Source organism: Natrinema longum, assembly GCF_017352095.1.
Classification (GTDB): Archaea; Halobacteriota; Halobacteria; order Halobacteriales; family Natrialbaceae; genus Natrinema; species Natrinema longum.
The window spans coordinates 63,981-82,498 of sequence record NZ_CP071463.1 but is presented as its reverse complement, the minus strand read 5'-3'; the positions used below and the strand labels follow the sequence as shown (position 1 = coordinate 82,498).

Here is an 18,518-nt window from a genome sequence, read left to right as displayed (position 1 = left end):
ACTAGTCGTCACGACCGGGCGAAAACAGGAGCGTGAGCGGGCCGACGTTAGACCGCGGCGACGTAGAGTTGGCCGACGCCGGCGATCACCAGTACGACCCCTGCGACGCGGATCACCCGGTCGACGTAGTTGGCGATGCGACCGGCCCCGAGGGCGTACCCGAACGCCGTCGCGACCGTAACCGCGACCATGAGCGTGCCGAACCCGACGGCGTACGTTCCGAGCACCAGCGCCGTCTCGAGTGGCGGCATGGGAAGCGAACGAAACGCCAGTCCCAGGAACACCGGAAGGACACAGGCCGTCGCCGCGAGGGCGTACATCGCGCCGAAGAGCCCGAACCCCAGGACGGTCGATCGGCGCTCGGGCAGGAGCACGTGGACGGCACCGCTCCCGCCGTACAGTACCCACAGGCCGAGCACGATCAACGCGACGCCGACACCGTACTCGAGTAGTGGGACCGCTCGTCCGACCGTTTCGCCGGCGACGACTGCGGCGAGAGACAGGGAGCCGAGGACGGCCATCGCGCCAGCGGCCGCTGCGAGACCGCGTGCGAGGGTCCCCGAGAGCGGTGGCGTCGTCTCTTCGCCGGTCGCAGCGACGTAGTACCCGACGTAGCCGGGCAACAGTGCGTACGCACACGGCGAGAAGAACGTCGCCACGCCCACGCCGAGGGCGAACACCATCGTCCCGAGGAGTTCGCCACCCGCCACGTCACTCACCTCCAGCGTCGTCGATGGCCGATCGGATCTCGTCGGGTGACTTCCGCCCCCGACCGGACCAGGTCACGACGTTGTCCGCGTCCAGGACGAACGCGTACGGGACGCCCGAGGCGTCGAGCGCTTCCGTCAGTTCGAGATCGGCGTCGAGGGCGACGGGCCAGGTCCCGTCGTGCTCGCGCCACCAGTCCGCGACGTCCTCGCGGGTGATGGTGTTCCCGATCGGCTCGCCGGTCGCCGAGACGAACTGTACGTCCGCGTCGATGTCGTCGTGGACCTGGCCGAGCGGTTCCATCATGTCCTGACAGACGGAACACCAGGTGGCGAACAGTTCGACGAACGTCACCCGACCGCGTTCGGGCACCGTCGCGGTTCCGGCCTCGCTCCCCGGCGCGTCGATCGTCTCGAGTTCGATCGAATCGACGGCCGCGCCGCTCTCGCGAGGGTTCCACTCGCTGACGGCGATCGCGCCGCCGCCGAGAGCAGCGAGGCCGGCGGTACCGACGATGACCTCTCGACGGCGCATGGATCACCACCCCTCGACGACGGTGCGGGCGTTCTCGACGATTTCGTTCCCGCCGGGGGAGCCGCCCGTATAGGAGCGTTCGACGAGGCCGTCCTTGTTCACGATCAGGATCAACGACGTGTGGACGAAGTGGCGGGCGTGGCCGTCGCCGTCGTCCATCCCGTCGCTCCCGTTCATCCCGTCGCCGTCTCCCTCGTTGCTCGGTGCGAACGCCACGCCGAACGTATCTTCGACGACTGCCTCGGCGTCCTCGGGCGTCTCCGGTCGCAGGAAGTACCAGTTGCCGGCGTCGAAGTCGACCCCGTGGTCCTCGCCGTAGGTCTCGAGGACCTCGTCGGTGTCGTGCTCGGGGTCGAAGGTGATCGGGAGGAACGCGATCTCGTCTGCGTACCCCTCCTCGATCGCGTCGGCCTGGACGCGCCGCAGGGCCGCGGTCAGGCCGGGGCAGACGGTCGTACAACTCGTGTAGATGAACGTCAGCATCAGGTGGCGCTTCCCGGTGAACTCCGTGGTCGTGACCGTCCGGTCGTGCAGCGGGGCCGGGACGGTCGCCTCCGGAATCGCTTCCCCGTAGATCGGGTGCGGGAGGTCCGCGTTCGCGATCCGGTCGTGGTTCTCCGGCGGATCGAGGACGAGGGAGTCCTCCGCGTCGCTGGACCGACCCGGTTGCGAACAGCCCGCGAGGGATGCGCCGATCGCCGCCGTGCCCGCCGCGCGCAGGAGCGTTCGCCTGTCGATTGGAGTAGGTGTTGGGGTCATGGTCGTGACTGGACCTCGTCATTTGGTGCGCTAAAGCATCGCCAGGATTCCCGCTCCCTTAGAAAGGGGCGAACATATTCGTCCATATCTGCCGTTTATTCGGTCAGTGCCGCCGTTCGAAGCGACGAACCGCGATCGTCGCTCCGGTCCGCTGGACCGATCTCCCGGTGCAACCCAGGTCGGTTCGCGGGTACGCTCCACTGATTTACAGTGGTTCGTCGCCGGGTCGGCTCGACGGTCGCGCGGACGAGACGCCGACCGTCACGGCCCGGCCTCGAGGATCGGCCGAGTCTCCTCGTTGAACAGTTCGATCGCTCGCGCGGCTTGCGACGGGAGTTCGGGCTGGGGGTCGACCATCGCGGGTTCGTCGTCGGGGTCGGGCCAGCCGACCACGATACGGCCGACGTTGCCGGCGACCTCGTGGGAGGTACAGACCTGCTGGGTGTCGACGTAGTCGTAGACGCCCTCGGTCTCGAAGGGGCGCTCGTAGGCCGCGCCGACGCCGCTGAGCCGGTCGCTCCCCCAGGACTCGATGCCTTCGGGTGTTCGGTGCGGGCCGTGGCCGTCCTCGTGGTAGGCGGTGACGTCGTGGCGACCGGTCTCGACGAGCCACTCGACGGTCCCACCGGGGACGACGTGGACGACCTGCGGTTCGAATTTGGGGTTGGGTCGAGAATTCGCCGTAACGGTGATCCGTTCGGCGGGGATCCCCGGTTCGCCGGCGTTCTCGGGCGGCTGCTCGTCGCCGTCGCTCGAGCGGTCGGCGACGTCTTCGAGACAGCCCGCGAGGCCGATGCCGACCGCGAGGGCTGCCGATCGAAGCACGGTACGACGGGAAACGAACGTCATAGTGGTGGTGTGTGGTCGGTCGTCGGTCCCCCGTCCGGGAGGACCGTTCGGGATCGCTTACGGATCCTCGTCGTAGACGTCTCGAGTGGGCTCGCCGTCGACGTCGATGACGGCGAGGGCACCGCGGCGAGTGGCCCGCGTCAGCGCGTGGTCGACGATTTTGACGGGACCGGGGACGGGGAACTCCATCTCGCCAGCCGTGGTCGTCCCGGGGGCGACGGGCGCGGTCTCGATGTTCTGGTCGGGCTCGCTCAGGAGGTCGCCGTCGCGGTAGTAGCGGCTCCAGACGTTGCCGATGGGGTGGAGCGAGCTCAGCAGGTTGGGCCCGCCGTTGGCGAAGTACACGCGTGCGGTGTCGCCGGTTTCGGCCGTCATGGGCCCGACGCCGTCCTCGGTGAAGCCGTAGGCCTGGCCGTTGAAGACGACGTAGGTCGGCGACTCCTCGAGCATGGCGTCGAAGTCGAAGCTGTGGTGGCCGGCTTCGCCGACGTCGCCGTCGGTGTAGATCTCGTGTTGGCCGAGGTAGTACTCGTGATCGACCTCGGGGAGGCCGTCTTCGGGCTCGACGAGGATCGAGCCGAACATCCCCGAGCTGATGTGTTGATCCATGTTCGGGATCGCACAGTGGTAGATGAACACGCCGGCGTAGTCGGCGGTGAAGCTGATCCGGGCCGGGTCGTCGCCGGGTGCGATCGTGGTCGCCTCGGCTCCGCCGCCGGGGCCATAGACCGCGTGGAAGTCCATATTGTGAGCCGCCATGTTCAGGTCCTCCGGGACGTCGAACGTGAGGTTCACGCGGTCACCGCGCCGGACGCGGATCATCGGCCCCGGCACCTGCCCCTCGAAGGTCATGTACTCGAACGTGACGCCGGGCTCGATCTCGGCCGTCTGCCGGACCGTTTCGACCGTCACGTCGTGCTCGCGGGGCTCGTTCCAGTCGACCGGCGGGGGGATGTCCGTCGGATCCCGTGCGATCCGGTCGACGTCGACCGCCTTCGCTTCCGGTAGTCCCTCCCCATCGGCCGACTGGTTTGGTTCTGCGTCGTTCTCCGCTCCGCTTCCACCGAGACAGCCGGCAACCGCCAGCGCGCCGGTCGCCCCAATCGCCTGCATCGCCCGCCGTCGACTGATTTGAGTTTGGGTCATTGTCCTATCTGCATATAGTGGTGGACGTATGATCAACCATCGCGACGGTTCCCGCTGTATAGTAATCCATTCGAAGAATCCCCGTATATCGTGGTCATTTAAATACCTCTCCGGTCGACCGTGTGGACAGAACGGGTCCCGACCCTTCGGAGTCCGGTGATCGTCCGCTCACCGCCGACCAGCCATTCGAGTCGCCCGTCTATAGAACGAGTTCTCCCGGTCGGTCACCCAACCGATATGACCGTTCGTGACGCATGGAAACCCGATGGGATCGAACCAGCGATCGACGACCACGGAACTCGATATCGAGTCCGTCGTTCCGGCATCGATCGATATCGACGCGACCGCTCGCGTCGTCAACGGAGTCGAGTTGAACGTCGTCACTGCCGGCGACGAGGACGATCCGCTGGTCGTCTTGCTCTATGGCTTTCCCGAGTTCTGGTACGGCTGGCGGGAGCAGATCGCGCCGCTCGTCGGGGCCGGCTACCAGGTACTCGTTCCCGATCAACGGGGGTACAACCTGAGCGAAAAACCACAGGGGGTCCGAGCCTACCGCACTCGAGAACTCGCGGGGGACGTCCGTGCCCTGATCCGAAGCGAGGGAAAAGCGGCCGCACACGTGGTCGGCCACGACTGGGGCGGGATGGTCGCCTGGGAACTCGCGCTTCGGTATCCAGAGGTGATCGATCGGCTCGGTATCGTCAACGCTCCGCATCCGACCGCCTATCGCCGGCAACTCCGCTCGAACCCGGAGCAACTGCGTCGAAGCTGGTACGCGATCGGCTTCCAGTTGCCGTGGTTACCCGAGTTCGCCTGTCGGTACGACGACTACCGCCTGCTCGAGCGAGCGCTTCGGCGGACGGCCCGACCGGGAACGTTCGGCGACGACGAGGTGGCCGCCTACCGGCGTGCCTGGGATCGAGACGGCGCGCTCACCGGGATGCTCAACTGGTATCGCGCGGCCACACGATATCCATCGACGCCGCCACGCGAGCAGGTCGATGCACCGACGCTCGTGGTCTGGGGCGAGGACGACGACGCGCTCGTCCCCGCGTTGGCGGTCGACAGCGCGGGCTTCTGTTCCGACAGCCGTCTCGAGTTGTTCCCCGCGGCGAGCCACTGGGTGCTCCACGAGGAGCCCGACCGGGTGACCGCACTGCTCCGCTCGCATCTGGGATCGTGATCGCGTAACCCGGTCTCGCGGCGTCGGTCGTGGCCCCGCGGGTCAGTCTTCGGCTCGCTGCTACTGCTCCATCGCTGCCCGGTCGTCGAGCAACTCCTCGAGGTTCTCGAGTGCGCGGAGACAGACCGGCACGTATCCCGACCCCGAGAGCGGCAGTTCGAACGCGATCCGACACCGGTGGTCCCCGAGGTCGTCGACGCGATGGCCGGTCGCGGGGAGTCCCGCCACGCGCCAGGCCCACCGGCGCTCGGTACACGACGTGATCCTGAACGGCAGCCAGACGCCCGGAACCCGAATCCGACCCGTCGTGTCGGTTCGAACCCGGCGGTCCGTCGCCTCGACACCGATCACGGTCGGCGACCACGCCGGCCACTGTGTCGTATCGACGAGGGGGTCCCAGGCGTCGGCCGCCGGAACCCCGAGGACGTGCGACACCTCGAGGCAGCGACCGTCTCCCGTTCGCGCGGTCCGAACTCGAGTCATGGCCGTTGCTATGCGGTCAGCGACCAAGGGCGTTGCCACGGCGTGGGGACGTCGGCGTCGACGAGCCGCGGTGGCGCGAACGGGGGTTTGGAGACGGACGCCCGAGCGGGCCGGGAGCGCCATCGATCAGCGTATCTTGACTGTCGTCAGCCGCTAGATTTTACTTGGCTGACTCCTTCCGTCGGGCTAACGAATGGCCATACTCGAGGTAGACGACCTCCGGAAGGAGTACGGCGGATTCACCGCAGTCGAGGGGAGCTCCTTCGAAATCGAGCGCGGCGAGGTCTTCGGCGTCGTCGGCCCGAACGGCGCAGGCAAGACGACCACGCTGAAGATGCTCGCAGGGTTGATCGAACCCACGGCCGGCACCGCCGTCGTCGCCGGGCAGACGCCCGGCGAACCCGCGATGCAGCGCCGACTCGGCTTCCTCCCCGAGGAATCGCCGCTCTACGAGGAGATGACGGCGATCGATTACCTCGAGTTCTTCGCCGACCTCTACGACGTTCCCGCCGACGTCTCTCGGGAGCGGATCCACGACTCGCTGGACCGCCTCGACCTCGAGCACCGCGAGCGACGGATCGGCAACATGTCCAAGGGGATGCAACGGAAGGTCGCGATCGCGCGTGCCCTGGTGAACGATCCCGACGTGTTGATCTTCGACGAGCCGGCGTCGGGGTTGGATCCGTTGACGACCAACTACATCATCGAGTTCACCCGCGAACTGAGCGACGAGGGGAAGACGATCGTCTTCAGCGCGCACAACCTCTTCCACGTCGAGAGCATCTGCGACCGGATCGTCATCATGAACGACGGCCGGATCGTCGCCCGGGGTAGCCTCGAGGAGATCCGGGACGCCCACGGCGGCACCGAGTACCACGTCTACGCGACGGCCGACGGGAGCCGCGCCGTCGACGGACACTCGCCGATCGAGGTCACGCGCGAGAACGGGCAGGTCCGTCACGTCGTCGGCGATATGACCGCCGTCGATGCCGTCCGGGAGGGCGTCGAATCGGACGGGGGTCGGGTGACCGACATCCAGACGAAGACGCCGAGTCTCGAGGAGATCTTCCTCGAGGTCGCGAGCGAACCGGGGAGGACGGAGGCGTGAGCGACGGCCGTCTGCAGTGGCTCCTCTCGCACGTGCTTCGGTTCGGTCGCTGGCTTCAAGGTATCATCGCGCGCACGAGTCGGATCGCCCGCTGGGAGGTCTCCCGGAGCATCGGCACCGTCGACCGGAAGACGGCGCTTGCGCTCCTCGCGATGGTGCTCGTAGTCGGCGTCGCGGGGGCTTCCGTCGCCGACGACGGCCCCGGCCTCGAGCGGGAGCTCTACGTCGTCGGCGTCGACGAGGACAGTCAGTATCACGACGTCGCGGTCCAGAGCGAGGAGTTCCGGGCGATACCGCTCGAGGACGTCGAACGCGAGCACGGGGACCCGGCGAACGTCGATCTCGTGGTGACACAAGGCGGGCGGATTACACACGTCGGCGACAACGGCGCGGCCGCCTACGAGGCGTTTCGCGGCTCGATCACGGCGTACAACTCGCGGCTCATGGAGAACGAATCCGATCGGGCGGCCGCCTATCCGGTTTCCGTTTCGATCGAGTATCGGCAACGCGATCCTGGCGGGACGACCGGCTCCGGTGTCTCCACTGGGGGCGAAACCGATGCTGGGGACGGATCCGACGAGGGGGCCGAAGGCGGTAGTGGAGACGGATCGACGACCGTCGGCGGTAGCGATCGCAGTACCGACGGGACCGGGGGAGACGGGCCCCTGCAGGTTCCGACCGTCGGTGGCGGATCGACGACGTCGCAGACGCCCGGCTCGATCGCGCCGCCGTTCCCCTTCAAATCGCTCGTCCTCGCGTTCCTGTTTATCGTGCCGATGAACTTCGTCATCCAGTCGTACGGAAGCACGATCATGGACGAGCGGGTCAAGCGACGGGGCGAACTCCTGTTGGTGTCACCGGCGTCGCGCTACGAAATCGTCGCCGGAAAGACGCTGCCGTATCTGCTCGGGCTCGTCGGTATCGTCGTCGCGATCGCCGTCGCGATCGACGGCGGCCCGCTGGCCGTCGCCGGGGCGATACCGATCGCCGTACTCTTTCTGGCGTCGACGTTCATCGGCGCGATGCTCGCCCGCTCGTTCAAGGAGCTGACGTTCGTGACGGTCACGATCAGCGTCGTGCTGACGACGTATACGTTCATTCCGGCGATCTTCACGGAGGTAAACCCGATCGCGCTGATCTCGCCGCTGACGCTGGTCGTGATGGATCTGCAAGACGAATCGGTTCGACTGGGGGAGTACCTGTTTTCGACTGGCCCGTTCTATCTCAGCGCGGCCGTCTGCTTCCTGCTGGGGATCGGCGTCTACCGCGAGGAGGACATGTTCGCACAGAAGCCGATCCCGGCGAAAGTCGTCGACGCGATCGCGAGGCGGATTCACAGCTCGTGGAGTATCTCCCTACTCTCGATCCTCTTCATTCCGTTCGTCTTCGCGGGTCAGCTCGTCGCCGTTGCCCTCCTGTTCGTCGTTCCGCAGGGCGTCGCGTTGCCCGTCATCGTCGTCGTCGCCGCAGCGATCGAGGAAGTCGCGAAGAGCATCCACGTCTACGCCGGCTTCGCCCGCTCGCGGTTCGAGCCGACGCTGCGGACGGCCGCCGTCGTCGGCGCGCTCTCGGGGGCCGGTTTCTTCGTCGGAGAGAAACTCACCCACGTCGTCCAGTTCGTCGGTCTGCCCGAACTTGCAGTCGGTGCCGCCGCCTTCGGCCCCGCCCTCTCGAGCGATCCGCTGATACTCCTGCTCGTCTTTCTCGCACCGCTTGGCTTACATGCGGTGACGGCCGTCACCGCTTCGCTCGGAGCGACCCGCGGTCGAGCCGGCTACGTCGTCGGGCTCGTCGCAGCGACGATCCTCCACGTGACCTACAACCTGGGGGTGTTCCGGCTTGTCGCGTGAGCGCGACCCCGATCGGGAGTCGATTCGGCGCGGGCCGAACCCGCCGGCGCGCCCGGACGGCGGTATCGACGCCGGCTCGAGCTGGGGTGCACGCTGGGCCATCGCCCGCCGAGAACTAGCGTCGCTGCGCTCGGAGAAGACGATCCTGCTGGCGCTGGCGATCCAGCTCTTCATCGCGGGGTTCTCCTCGTTTCTGGTGGTCGGACTCGTCTCGCTGTACGATCCGGGATCGATCGACGACTACCAGACGACGGTCGCCGTCACCGGCGACGACACCGAGGAGTTGCTCGCGGCTGCGAGCGAACAAAGTGGGGTCACCGCCCGGCGCTACAGCGATCGGGGGACCGCCTACGACGCGTTCGAGACCGACGAGGTAGCCGCGGTTCTCGACGCGAACAGGACCGACGACGGCCGGCTCAGCGTCAGGGTGACCGCGCCCGAGGAGGGGCTTCGGACGACCCTGCTCGTCGTTCAGCTTCGAAACACCTTAGAGCACGTCGAACGCGTCGAGCGCCAGCAAAACGCCGACGCGGGCCGGCTCGAGCAGTCGCCGGTTCCGGTCCCGTCGCAGATCCAGGCGAGTCCATACGTCGGTTTCACGTACACGGTCTTGCTCCCGCTGTTGTGCTTCCTGCCGGTGTTCATCAGCGGCTCGATCGTCGTCGATTCGGTGATCGAGGAGCGCCAGCGCGGGACGCTCGAACTGCTCCGGGTCGCCCCGCTGTCGCTCGCGGACGTGATCGACACGAAGTTGCTGTCGATCGCGGCACTGGCACCGGTTCAGGCGATCGCCTGGCTCCTCTTGCTGGCGGTCAACGGGACCACGATCGCGGGACCGGCGGCGCTGATCGTAGTGGTGGCCGCGCTCTCGGTGCTCGTCGTCACCGTCGGGACCGGGGTCGCGCTGTGGGCCCCGGATCGACGGCAGGCTCAGTTGCTCTACTCGGTAGCCACCGTCGGCGCGCTGGTCGTCGCAACCGCCCTTCCGGAACACCCCGCGAACACGGTCGCGAAGTTCGCGATCGGGAACCCGACGGCGACGACCTGGGGACTGCTCGCCGCCTACTGCCTGCTCGCCGTCGGAGCGTTCGTCGCGCTCAGGCTGGCCATCGGCCGACTCGAGGCGGATTCGCTGTAACGCCTCGAGCGAACCTGGCCGTCGCGGACCGCGATTCGACCCGGTTGCAGTGGCAGATCCTAAACGCTTAGTCCTTCTAGGCGTGCGTACCTGTTAATGAGTAATCCCGATCAGGAGCGGACCGACCGAGACCCCCCAAAACAGGGTCGCGACCCCCCACGACAGGACCGAGACCCGCCCGAACAGGAACAGGTTCGAGAGGCGGTCGAACGGTCCAGAAGCGGTGCGCCGGCGGTCGGAGCGGTCGTCCGGGATCGGTTTTCCTCCGACGAGATCTTCCAGCGGATCGTCGCCGCCGCCGACGAGGAAATCACCTCCGGCGGTCGTGAACTGTTCTTCAGCGGTCTCGCCGCCGGGTTTGCGATCACGATTACGTTCCTGCTGTACGCGTCCCTGACGGCGGAGACCGACAACCCGATTCTGAGCAAACTGCTCTATCCGCTTGGCTTCATCTACATCATCATCGGTGGCTACCAGCTCTATACCGAGAACACGCTGCCGCCGGTCGCGCTGACGCTCGAGCGATTGGCCAGCATCCCCGCACTGCTTCGCCACTGGACGATCGTCCTCGCGGGTAACTTCGCCGGCGGCGGGCTCGGGGCGATCGCGCTGTATTACAGTCAGGTCTTCGACGATAACACGGCGGCTGCCGCGATGAGCCTCGCGGAACACGGTGTCGAGACCTCGTGGTGGGCCCTCTTCTCGAAGGCCGCATTCGCCGGGCTGATCGTCGCCGGCGTCGTCTGGATCGTCTACGCCTCCCGCGACACGATCTCGCGGCTCGTCGTCGTCTACATGGCCTTCCTCGCCATTCCACTCGGGGACCTGTTTCACGTCGTCGTCTCGTTTACGGAAATGGTCTACTTGGTGCTCGACGGCGGCCTCCACCCCTTCGTCGGCGTCACCGACTTCGTCCTGCCCGTCCTGCTCGGAAACACCATCGGCGGCATCGTCCTGGTCACGGTCGTCAACTACTTCCAGACCAGCGAACACCGCCTCGAGTCCGCCCGGTTCGAGGGAGCGGATCGCCAGCTCTCGATATCTGAGTGGTTGTTCGGCAGCTACGTGGGTCGGTCGTACGTTCCCTTGATAGACACTGCCGAGACCCACGCGACCGACAACGGCGATTATCGCGTGCTCGTCCCGATTTCGAACCCGCGAACCGAGTCGACGATCGTCGACCTCGCCTGCCGGCTGGCCAGCGGCCACGAGAACGCGACAGTACACGCCGTCCACATCGTCCAGATGCCGGGTCGTGCGTCGATGCGATACGGTGCCGGCCAGACCGAGCGGATCGTCTCCGAGTCCGAGCAGCGAATGGAAAGCGTCTGCCAGCGAGCGGCGTCCTACGACGTCGACTGCGAGACGTCGACGGTCGTTTCCCACCGCTCGTTCGAGGACGTCTTCGACACCGCGGAACGCGAGCAGGCCGATCTCGTCGTGCTTGGCTGGGGAGAGGACCGACCGTGGGGCCAGGGTCGTGCCGAGGGTCGGATAAACGAACTGACCAGCAACCTCCCCTGTGACTTCCTGATCCTCAAGGATCGGGACCTGGACACCTCGCGAGTCCTCCTCCCGACCGCGGGCGGCCCGGACTCGGACCTGAGCGCCGAGGTCGCACGGACGCTTCGCGACCACTCCGGGGCCGAGATCACGCTCCAACACGTCGTCGCCAGCCCGGAGGACCGCGAGCGGGGCGAACAGTTCCTCGCCGAGTGGGCCGCCGAACGCGACCTCGAGGACGCCGAGATCGTCGTCGACGACTCGGGCGACGTCGAGACCGCCATCTGCCGGCAGTCGAAGGACCACTCGCTCATCCTCATCGGGGCGACCGAGGAAGGGGTGGTTTCGCGGTTGATGAGCGATTCGTTGCACATGGACGTCGTCAACGAGGTCGACAGCTCGGTCCTGCTCGCCGAACGGCCCAGCGACCGCAGCGTCGTCCAGCGGCTGTTCGGCCACTGGTAGTCCGCGGGCGTCCGGCCCGTCGCTCCACATCGCGATCTCGCTTCCCGATCCCACGGCGTCGACGCTGGTCACCTCGGGCGGTTATCGTCTCGAGCGCGCCCCCGAGACGGAGCGAGACGGCTGTCATCGATTGCCACAGTACGTACTGTTTTCCCTCCGGTTTCCGTACCCTCGCTATGGAGTACACGACCCTCGGATCGACCGGCATGGAAGTCAGTCGCATCTGTCTGGGCTGTATGAGCTTCGGCTCGAGCGACTGGCGCGAGTGGGTCCTGGAGGACGAGGAGAGCAAGGAAATCATCGATCGGGCGCTCGATCTGGGGATCAACTTCTTCGACACCGCGAACATGTACTCGCGGGGCGAGTCCGAGCGGATCCTGGGCGAGGCACTCGAGGGGCACCGCGAGGAGGCCGTCGTCGCGACGAAGGGCTACTTCCGGATGCGCGACGACGACCCGAACTCGGGTGGGCTCTCCCGGAAGGCGATCGAACAGGAGTTGGCCGCAAGCCGGGAGCGACTCGGGATGGATACCATCGACCTCTACCAACCCCATCGTTGGGACTACGACACGCCGATCGAGACGACGCTGCGAGCGCTCGACGACGCCGTCCGGCGGGGCCACATCCGTTACATCGGGGCCTCCTCGATGTGGGCCCACCAGTTCGCCGAGTCGCTCCACACCAGCGATCGGCTCGGTCTCGAGCGCTTCGCCACGATGCAGAACCACTACAACCTCGTCTACCGCGAGGAAGAACGCGAGACCCTGCCGCTCTGTGAGAACGAAGGGATCGGCGTGGTTCCGTGGTCACCCATGGCTCGGGGATACCTGACGCGGCCCCACGAGGAGATCGACGCCACGACCCGCGGCGAGACCGAGGAGCACATGTACGAACACCCCTACCGCGAGGGTGGCGGCCGCGAGATCAACGAACGGGTCGCCGACCTGGCCGACGACAGGGGCGCGACGATGGCCCAGATCGCGCTCTCGTGGCTGCTCCACAAGGACTGGGTCGACTCGCCGATCGTCGGTACGACCAGCGTCGAGCATTTAGAGCAGGCCGTCGAAGCCCTCGAGATCGAGCTATCGGAGTCGGACATGGAGTACCTCGAGGAGCCCTACGAGCCGCTTCCGGTGTCCGGACACAGCTGAAGGCGTTCCTCGAACGCCACTACCGTCGCGTTACTCTCGCGAACAGGACGCGCCCTCGGTCGTATCGATGCCGAGCAAGTAGTTCCCGCCACAGAACCGGGTCGTCGCGTTGAACAGCAAGCCTGCCGCCGCGATTCCCGTCGCGACGGCGGTCCCGCGCCGATCGGCGACGAGTGCCGCGACGGCGACCGCGAGCAACCAGAGTCCCAAGACGCCCCTGACGATTCGATCCAGTCCGCCGACGTTCCGTTCCATATTCGATCGAAGGGGCCGAACGCAGTAACGAGTACAGCCGAATCGCTCGGGCGGATTTATACAGCAAGCCGAACCACCCGATCCCACGCGGTCTGTTCCTAGACCAGTTATTTCGCCCCGCAATACGAACGACGGATCATGAAACGCGTCCGCATAACCCTCCGTCCACGGGGCGACTACGCACCGCCGATATACGAACTCCTCGCAGGTGGGGCAAGCTACCTCGAGCGAGCCCGGATCGTCAACTGGAACGTCTCGAATCCGCCGACGGCGTTTCTGTTCCGGCTCGAGGGAGCGTACGAGCGGTTCGAACGCGTGCTCGACGAGAGCGGGATGGTTTCGGACTCCGAACTCCTTCCGATCACCGACCGGGAGTGTTACTGCTTCTTCGAGGGGGAGGTTTCGCCGGCCGCGCGCTCGTTGTTCGAGACCTTCACGAGCGGGAGCCTGATGACGGTTCCGCCCATCGAATGTAACGAGGACGGAAGCACCACGTACACGATCATCGGGACGGAGGCGGAGGTTCAGGCCGCAGTCGACGGCGTTCCCGACGCGGTCGGCGTCACCGTCGAGGCGGTCGGTGGAAAGCGAGTTGCTCCCGATAGCGTCGTTGGCCGACTCTCACCCCGACAGCGGGACGCGGTCGAAACCGCCCTCGAACTCGGCTATTTCGACGTGCCGCGCAACGCGACGAGCGAGGACGTCGCCGACGAGCTCGGGTGTGCGACCGCGACCGCGGCGGAGCACCTCCAGAAGGCCGAATCGACTGTGATGTGGTCTCTCTTCGAGTCGTGATCACGGGATCGTCTCCGTGATCTCGGCAAGTTCGGCTTCGGTTTCCCACCGGTACAGTCGTCCCTCCTCCTCGAGCAGGTCGAAGACGCCGTCCTGCATCCAGTCGTAGGGGCGGTCCTCGTCCGGGTACTCGCGCTTGAGCACGTGGGTCTTCTCGAAGTACTCCTCGGTGCCCGCGAGCAGGCCCTGTTCGACGAGAAAGCCGCTCGGTTCTCGTTCGGCGACGCCGACGACGTGGGTGACCAGGTCCGCGATCAGGCAGAACTTCTGGATGCCGTTGTCCCACTCGCCGCGAACGTCGACCATTCGGAAGGCGTAGGCGTCCGACCGGCGGTTCAGCCGATCGACGACGAGGTTCAGCCGCCGAATCGGCTCGCGGTCGTAGTTGCCGAGGACGAAGTACGACCGTTCGCTCTCGTAGACCGGCCGGAGCTCGCTCAACGCCTGGAGGATCTCTTCGTTGTCCGCAAGCGAGAGCTCCTCGGCCTCGAGTCGCTCCGTCGCGCTCGTGAGGACCGCCTCGGGGACCGGCGGATCGTCGTCTGTCATACGCAGTGATTATCGCGAATTGTGGATAGTAGTTTCCGTGTCCGTTCCGTTTCCGATAGTCTCCGCAGTCCCCGGAAGTTTACCAGCGAGTGATTTACTGCAGGGTAACTTACTTGATGCCACGCTTCGTAGCTGACGGCATGAGCACCGACGTGGGGACTCCAGAGGGGGCGAACACCCGCGAACTCGTCCGCTTCGTCACCCAAGAGACGCGGTTCGCGCTGCTTTCCAATATCCTGCAACACCCCGAGGGACTCCCCTCGATGTACGAACTCGAGCAGCTCAACCCGAGCGTGAGCGAGGCGACGGTCTACAAACACGTCCAGAAACTGATCGACGCCGGGATCGTCGAAGAAGTCACGCTGCCGGACGACGAGCGCCAGCAAGGCTATCCCTGGAAGTTCTACCGGCTGACCGACGAGGGACGGGCGTTCCTCGAGAAGCACAACCTGCTCGCGGCCGAGGAGACGCTCCAGCGAATCTACGAGACGATTTCCGATAAACCCGAGAAGATGATCAAGTACGAAAACGCGCCCCGGCCCGACCTCGAGTGAGAGACCGACGGTGAGCACTGTCCGACCGCGCTCTAACAGTGTGGACCGGTGTCGCTGCATCTGAACGCGACATCGTTGCTACTCTCGATTGCCTCACGTTAGCTCATGAAGAGCCGTCGCCCGGCGCGTTCGTGGCGCATCCCCATGATCTCGGCCAGCGGTGCGAAGGATGCCATCGTCGCCGCGTCGTCGTCGACGTGGCGCTCACAGACTGCAACGACCGCCGGCTCCAGTTCCTCGAGTACCGACTGGATCTCGGTGTGACCAAAGCGGCCGAGGCGCTGGGCCGCACCCAGCAATCCGGTGACGAACGAGTACGCGTGCGAGAGACAGGCCTCGAGCCGCGAGAGTCCGCGCGCCTGGCTGACGACGCCGAAGACGACCGGGTAGTGGCCCGGCGTCGTATCGGTCTCGATCGCGTCGGCGAAAGCGACAGTGAGATCACCGCCGTCGGCCGCCGGTGGCGACCCGGAGGCTCCCTCGACCTTCTCTCCACGGGCTTCCCCGACCGCGGTCGCGGCACCGCCACTCGAGTCCGACGCCAGCAGTTCGCTCAGCTTCGCACCCGCTTTCGTCGAACTCTCGCGGAACTCTCGGGGCATCGTCACCGCGTGGAGCCGTTCGTCGACCGCCAGCAGCCCCTCGAGGTCGCCGTCGGCGCTCGCGGCGTGGGCGTTCGCCAGCGCGACGGTCTCGCAGGGACCGACCACGCGCCGGAGATAGGCCGCGATCAGCTCCCGGAGGTCGTCGCCGTCCTCGATACGATCCTCGTTGAGATACTGCTCGAGGCCGTAGGAGGCCGTGTAGCCGCCGACGGGGAGGAACGAGTCGGCGAGCCGGAGTGCCGTCAGGAACGAACCGGGCTCAGTGGTCATGGCTGTGATCGTGCTCGTGGGTATGGTCGGTGCCATCCGGACCGTGCTCGTGCGTGTGTCGGCTTCCGTCGTGGCCGTGGGTGTGATCCACGACACCGTGACCGCGCTCGGTTCCGGGACCGCCGTCGGAGCCAGCCTCCTCGTCCTCGAGGGCCGTCACGAACAGGTCGGCCTCGACGGTCGTCTCACGGAGTTCCGCACCGGGAACGACGTCGTCGACGACGCGCTCGACGATGTGGCGGTCCGCCTCGAGCGGGACGTAGACGGTTCCGTCGTCGACCGCGAGGTCCCAGTGCTGGTTGCCGACGCGGTGGCCGAGTTCGACCGCCGCCTCGAGACGCGCCGCGGTCGCGTCGGGCAGCGCGAGCGCGAGCGCGTCGACGGGCTCGAACGCGACGACGATCATCCGGTCGTCCGCGGCGAGTAACACGTCGCCAGCCGACACCGCAGGGGTGTCGACGACGACGCCGACGTCCGTTCCCGCGTCGGTCGTCGCCCGGAACCGGGATCGGCGGCGGTTCTCGGCATCGATGACCACACGCTCGAGCGTGCCGTTTTCCTCGTGGGCCACGCGTCGAGCGGCGAGTTCGTCGTCGGCGTGGACGTTGCCGACGATACCGTCGATTCGCTTCATCAGTATCGCCGGTCGGCGGGTGCGCCGACCCCCAGCGTCGCCCGTCTCGTTTCGTCCCACGCATCGCGGACGGCCGCAGTGACGTCCGTCTGTCGATGGCCGAGGAGCCGGACGATCGCCCCGGCATCGGAGGGGAGCCTCGAGACGCCGACCGCGACGTCCTCGCGCTCGGCGAGCCGGTCGCGAATCGCCTCGACGAGCGACTCGAGGTCGGGAGAGAGCCCGTCGGGATCGGCTTCGCCCGGAGCGAAAGCATACAGCGAGCCGACGACGCCGTACTCGCCGACGCTTGCGGGGTCCCGCGGATCGCGCTCGTCGGGCCGGAGGTCGACGGCGTCGGCACAGACCAGCCGCCCGTCGTACTCGGCCTCGACGCGCGCGTGGTAGTGATCGAAGCCGAACGGCTCGTGGTCGGTCAAGCCGTCGGGAACGAGCACGTCCGCGACGACGACGACCGACGCCGGGGCGAGATCGACCGCGATCGTCTGGAGACAGCGGGCGTCCTCGTTGACGATCGTCGGCCCCGGTACGTACTCGAGGTACCCCCCTTCAGCGACCCGGATCGCGGTCTCGAGGTGGGCGTAGTTGGCGGCCATGCTGTGGACCTTCGTCGCGCTCTGGGTCGTCACGTGTGCGCGAGCACCGGCCCGCGCGTCGAGTCGCATCCGATGCCGGTCGCCCTGTGCGACGCCGCCGGTCGGCTCCTGTGCGACCAGCGTCGTGAGACCGGGTGCGGGATCGGTCTCGAGGGTGCCGGTCAGATGGTAGGGGACGCGCACGCGATCGCGGACGAGCCGGGTCGGACTGCCCCCCTCGCGGGCGAACGTCGCCTCGAGCAGCCCGTTCTTGCCCGGCCCGCCCGCGGGAGCCTGCGCGAGCGAGTCGGTGGCGTAGGCTTCGAAAGCGGGCGGCAATCGCGCCGTATCGGGGTCCGTTGCGCTCGAGTGAGCCCCGCTCACGCGAACAACACCTCACGCTCGACGTGGGAGAGCACGTCGTCGACCCCGTCGCCGTTCTTGCAGTTGGTGAACACGAAGGGGTCGTCGCCCCGGACCGTGGCAGCGTCGTCCTCGATCACGTCCAGATCGGCGTCGACGTGGGGTGCGAGGTCCGTCTTGTTGACGACCAGCAGGTCGGCCTGCGTGACGCCGGGGCCGCGCTTGCGCGGGATATCCTCGCCCTCCGCGACGGAGATGATGAACAGGAAGTAGTCCGCCAGTTCGGGGTTGAACGTCGCGGCGAGGTTGTCGCCGCCGCTCTCGATCAGGACCACGTCCAGCTCGGGGTGGTGCTCGGTGAACTCGTCGATGGCCGCGAGGTTCATCGACGGATCCTCACGGATCCCCGTGTGCGGACAGGCCCCGGTTTCGACGCCCTCGACGAGGTCTGCGGGCAGCAGATCGGCGAACGACTCCCGGAAGACGTCGGCGTCCTCCTGGGTCATGATGTCGTTGGCGATGACCCCCACCTCGTACCCCCGGTCGACGAGTTCGGGAACGAGCCGTCTGACCAGCGCCGTCTTCCCCGAACCGACGGGACCACCGAGACCGACCTTCGCGACGTCGCGGTACCCCATTACTCGCCCTCCGCGCTCTCGGTATCCGCCGCGGTCTCGAGGTCCGCGCCCGGATCGGGATCGACCGTCTCGAGTTGGGCCGGACTGTCGGCACGAATCGGGTCGTGGACGGTGACGAGCTTGGTGCCGTCGGGGAAGACCGGCTCGACCTGAATCATGTCGACTAGCTCGGGGACGCCGTCCATGACGTCCTCGCGGGTGAGCAGTTGCGTCGCCTCGGAACGGATCCGGGAGACGGACTTGCCCTCGCGGGCGGCCTCGCAGGCCCAATCGGAGATGTAGGCGACCGTCTCGGGATGGTTGAGCTTCACGCCGCGGTCCTTGCGCCGGCGGGCGAGTTCGGCGGCCATGAAGACCGTTAGCCGCTCCATCTCCTTTGGCGAGAGGTTCATCGGCTCACCTC

General features: G+C 66.8%; 21 protein-coding genes. 8 read left to right on the top strand and 13 right to left on the bottom strand.

Translation table 11 applies throughout. From position 1 onward, the window contains the following. Positions 1-47: 47 nt before the first annotated feature. The 5 genes from J0X27_RS00395 to nirK all read right to left on the bottom strand — a co-directional run bounded on the left by J0X27_RS00395 (position 48) and on the right by nirK (position 3,963). Positions 48-710, bottom strand: a complete 663-nt coding sequence (locus tag J0X27_RS00395) for a cytochrome c biogenesis CcdA family protein (RefSeq protein ID WP_207271987.1) — start codon at positions 708-710, stop codon at positions 48-50. A 1-nt stretch (position 711) separates the two neighbouring features. Further along, a complete protein-coding gene (locus J0X27_RS00390) occupies positions 712-1,242 on the bottom strand; it encodes a TlpA family protein disulfide reductase (RefSeq protein ID WP_207270543.1) in 531 nt (176 codons plus the stop codon). Between the two features lie 3 nt (positions 1,243-1,245). Beyond that, positions 1,246-2,001, bottom strand: a complete 756-nt coding sequence (locus J0X27_RS00385) for an SCO family protein (RefSeq protein WP_207270542.1) — start codon at positions 1,999-2,001, stop codon at positions 1,246-1,248. Between the two features lie 261 nt (positions 2,002-2,262). Continuing rightward, complete coding sequence (locus J0X27_RS00380; RefSeq protein ID WP_207270541.1) at positions 2,263-2,850, bottom strand: plastocyanin/azurin family copper-binding protein; 588 nt, start codon at positions 2,848-2,850, stop codon at positions 2,263-2,265. A 57-nt stretch (positions 2,851-2,907) separates the two neighbouring features. Beyond that, a complete protein-coding gene (nirK, locus tag J0X27_RS00375; RefSeq protein WP_207271986.1) occupies positions 2,908-3,963 on the bottom strand; it encodes a copper-containing nitrite reductase in 1,056 nt (351 codons plus the stop codon). A gap of 298 nt (positions 3,964-4,261) precedes the next feature. On the opposite strand from nirK, the gene J0X27_RS00370 reads away from it, so the two are divergent. After that, positions 4,262-5,179 (top strand): alpha/beta fold hydrolase, encoded by a 918-nt coding sequence (locus J0X27_RS00370; protein WP_207270540.1) that lies wholly within the window; start codon positions 4,262-4,264, stop codon positions 5,177-5,179. Between the two features lie 60 nt (positions 5,180-5,239). Here J0X27_RS00370 and J0X27_RS00365 read toward each other — a convergent pair whose 3' ends face one another. After that, entirely contained in the window at positions 5,240-5,662 is a 423-nt protein-coding gene (locus J0X27_RS00365) for an SRPBCC family protein (protein ID WP_207270539.1), read from the bottom strand. A 193-nt stretch (positions 5,663-5,855) separates the two neighbouring features. Here J0X27_RS00365 and J0X27_RS00360 point away from each other — a divergent pair, with 193 nt between their 5' ends. The 5 genes from J0X27_RS00360 to J0X27_RS00340 all read left to right on the top strand — a co-directional run bounded on the left by J0X27_RS00360 (position 5,856) and on the right by J0X27_RS00340 (position 12,877). Beyond that, positions 5,856-6,770, top strand: coding sequence for an ABC transporter ATP-binding protein (locus J0X27_RS00360; protein ID WP_207270538.1), 915 nt, complete (start codon positions 5,856-5,858; stop codon positions 6,768-6,770). Next, on the top strand, positions 6,767-8,620 hold the full coding sequence (locus J0X27_RS00355) for a PrsW family intramembrane metalloprotease (RefSeq protein ID WP_207270537.1): 1,854 nt from the start codon (positions 6,767-6,769) through the stop codon (positions 8,618-8,620). The genes J0X27_RS00360 and J0X27_RS00355 overlap by 4 nt, the downstream gene beginning before the upstream one ends. Then, positions 8,610-9,758 carry an ABC transporter permease gene (locus tag J0X27_RS00350; protein WP_207270536.1) on the top strand — a complete coding sequence of 383 codons (1,149 nt, stop codon included), beginning with the start codon at positions 8,610-8,612 and terminating at the stop codon, positions 9,756-9,758. The genes J0X27_RS00355 and J0X27_RS00350 overlap by 11 nt, the downstream gene beginning before the upstream one ends. Before the next feature lie 96 nt (positions 9,759-9,854). Beyond that, on the top strand, positions 9,855-11,726 hold the full coding sequence (locus J0X27_RS00345; RefSeq protein ID WP_207270535.1) for a formate/nitrite transporter family protein: 1,872 nt from the start codon (positions 9,855-9,857) through the stop codon (positions 11,724-11,726). A gap of 176 nt (positions 11,727-11,902) precedes the next feature. Beyond that, positions 11,903-12,877 (top strand): aldo/keto reductase, encoded by a 975-nt coding sequence (locus J0X27_RS00340; protein WP_207270534.1) that lies wholly within the window; start codon positions 11,903-11,905, stop codon positions 12,875-12,877. Between the two features lie 30 nt (positions 12,878-12,907). On the opposite strand, the gene J0X27_RS00335 is transcribed toward J0X27_RS00340, so the two are convergent. Then, complete coding sequence (locus tag J0X27_RS00335; RefSeq protein WP_207270533.1) at positions 12,908-13,132, bottom strand: YgaP family membrane protein; 225 nt, start codon at positions 13,130-13,132, stop codon at positions 12,908-12,910. A gap of 138 nt (positions 13,133-13,270) precedes the next feature. Between J0X27_RS00335 and J0X27_RS00330 the strand changes: the two genes are divergently transcribed. Further along, the gene (locus J0X27_RS00330; protein WP_207270532.1) at positions 13,271-13,927 is read left to right on the top strand and encodes a helix-turn-helix domain-containing protein; all 657 of its coding nucleotides are present in this window, start codon (positions 13,271-13,273) and stop codon (positions 13,925-13,927) included. On the opposite strand, the gene J0X27_RS00325 is transcribed toward J0X27_RS00330, so the two are convergent. Next, positions 13,928-14,476 carry a DUF8170 family protein gene (locus J0X27_RS00325; RefSeq protein WP_207270531.1) on the bottom strand — a complete coding sequence of 183 codons (549 nt, stop codon included), beginning with the start codon at positions 14,474-14,476 and terminating at the stop codon, positions 13,928-13,930. It abuts the gene before it with no gap. 140 nt (positions 14,477-14,616) lie between these two features. On the opposite strand from J0X27_RS00325, the gene J0X27_RS00320 reads away from it, so the two are divergent. Then, positions 14,617-15,030 (top strand): MarR family winged helix-turn-helix transcriptional regulator, encoded by a 414-nt coding sequence (locus tag J0X27_RS00320; protein WP_207270530.1) that lies wholly within the window; start codon positions 14,617-14,619, stop codon positions 15,028-15,030. A gap of 98 nt (positions 15,031-15,128) precedes the next feature. On the opposite strand, the gene J0X27_RS00315 is transcribed toward J0X27_RS00320, so the two are convergent. Genes J0X27_RS00315 through J0X27_RS00295 form a run of 5 tightly spaced genes read right to left on the bottom strand, consistent with a single transcriptional unit; the run spans position 15,129 to position 18,507 of the window. Further along, a complete protein-coding gene (locus tag J0X27_RS00315) occupies positions 15,129-15,905 on the bottom strand; it encodes an urease accessory protein UreF (protein WP_207270529.1) in 777 nt (258 codons plus the stop codon). Then, positions 15,895-16,539 carry an urease accessory protein UreE gene (gene ureE / locus J0X27_RS00310; RefSeq protein ID WP_207270528.1) on the bottom strand — a complete coding sequence of 215 codons (645 nt, stop codon included), beginning with the start codon at positions 16,537-16,539 and terminating at the stop codon, positions 15,895-15,897. Before ureE ends, J0X27_RS00315 begins: the two co-directional genes overlap by 11 nt. Then, positions 16,539-17,498 carry an urease accessory protein UreD gene (locus J0X27_RS00305; protein WP_207270527.1) on the bottom strand — a complete coding sequence of 320 codons (960 nt, stop codon included), beginning with the start codon at positions 17,496-17,498 and terminating at the stop codon, positions 16,539-16,541. Before J0X27_RS00305 ends, ureE begins: the two co-directional genes overlap by 1 nt. Then, complete coding sequence (ureG, locus tag J0X27_RS00300; RefSeq protein ID WP_207270526.1) at positions 17,495-18,115, bottom strand: urease accessory protein UreG; 621 nt, start codon at positions 18,113-18,115, stop codon at positions 17,495-17,497. The genes J0X27_RS00305 and ureG overlap by 4 nt, the downstream gene beginning before the upstream one ends. After that, entirely contained in the window at positions 18,115-18,507 is a 393-nt protein-coding gene (locus J0X27_RS00295) for an urease subunit gamma (RefSeq protein ID WP_207270525.1), read from the bottom strand. Before J0X27_RS00295 ends, ureG begins: the two co-directional genes overlap by 1 nt. Positions 18,508-18,518: the final 11 nt, after the last annotated feature.

Bases quoted from the DNA above. Each gene is read 5' to 3' on its own strand.
- J0X27_RS00380 (WP_207270541.1), bottom strand. From the start codon at position 2,850: ATGACGTTCGTTTCCCGTCGTACCGTGCTTCGATCGGCAGCCCTCGCG.
- J0X27_RS00390 (WP_207270543.1), bottom strand. From the start codon at position 1,242: ATGCGCCGTCGAGAGGTCATCGTCGGTACCGCCGGCCTCGCTGCTCTC.
- ureG (WP_207270526.1), bottom strand. From the start codon at position 18,115: ATGGGGTACCGCGACGTCGCGAAGGTCGGTCTCGGTGGTCCCGTCGGT.
- J0X27_RS00370 (WP_207270540.1), top strand. From the start codon at position 4,262: ATGGGATCGAACCAGCGATCGACGACCACGGAACTCGATATCGAGTCC.
- J0X27_RS00330 (WP_207270532.1), top strand. From the start codon at position 13,271: ATGAAACGCGTCCGCATAACCCTCCGTCCACGGGGCGACTACGCACCG.
- J0X27_RS00365 (WP_207270539.1), bottom strand. From the start codon at position 5,662: ATGACTCGAGTTCGGACCGCGCGAACGGGAGACGGTCGCTGCCTCGAG.
- J0X27_RS00340 (WP_207270534.1), top strand. From the start codon at position 11,903: ATGGAGTACACGACCCTCGGATCGACCGGCATGGAAGTCAGTCGCATC.
- J0X27_RS00335 (WP_207270533.1), bottom strand. From the start codon at position 13,132: ATGGAACGGAACGTCGGCGGACTGGATCGAATCGTCAGGGGCGTCTTG.
- ureE (WP_207270528.1), bottom strand. From the start codon at position 16,539: ATGAAGCGAATCGACGGTATCGTCGGCAACGTCCACGCCGACGACGAA.
- J0X27_RS00385 (WP_207270542.1), bottom strand. From the start codon at position 2,001: ATGACCCCAACACCTACTCCAATCGACAGGCGAACGCTCCTGCGCGCG.
- nirK (WP_207271986.1), bottom strand. From the start codon at position 3,963: ATGCAGGCGATTGGGGCGACCGGCGCGCTGGCGGTTGCCGGCTGTCTC.
- J0X27_RS00315 (WP_207270529.1), bottom strand. From the start codon at position 15,905: ATGACCACTGAGCCCGGTTCGTTCCTGACGGCACTCCGGCTCGCCGAC.
- J0X27_RS00345 (WP_207270535.1), top strand. From the start codon at position 9,855: ATGAGTAATCCCGATCAGGAGCGGACCGACCGAGACCCCCCAAAACAG.
- J0X27_RS00360 (WP_207270538.1), top strand. From the start codon at position 5,856: ATGGCCATACTCGAGGTAGACGACCTCCGGAAGGAGTACGGCGGATTC.
- J0X27_RS00295 (WP_207270525.1), bottom strand. From the start codon at position 18,507: ATGAACCTCTCGCCAAAGGAGATGGAGCGGCTAACGGTCTTCATGGCC.
- J0X27_RS00325 (WP_207270531.1), bottom strand. From the start codon at position 14,476: ATGACAGACGACGATCCGCCGGTCCCCGAGGCGGTCCTCACGAGCGCG.
- J0X27_RS00320 (WP_207270530.1), top strand. From the start codon at position 14,617: ATGAGCACCGACGTGGGGACTCCAGAGGGGGCGAACACCCGCGAACTC.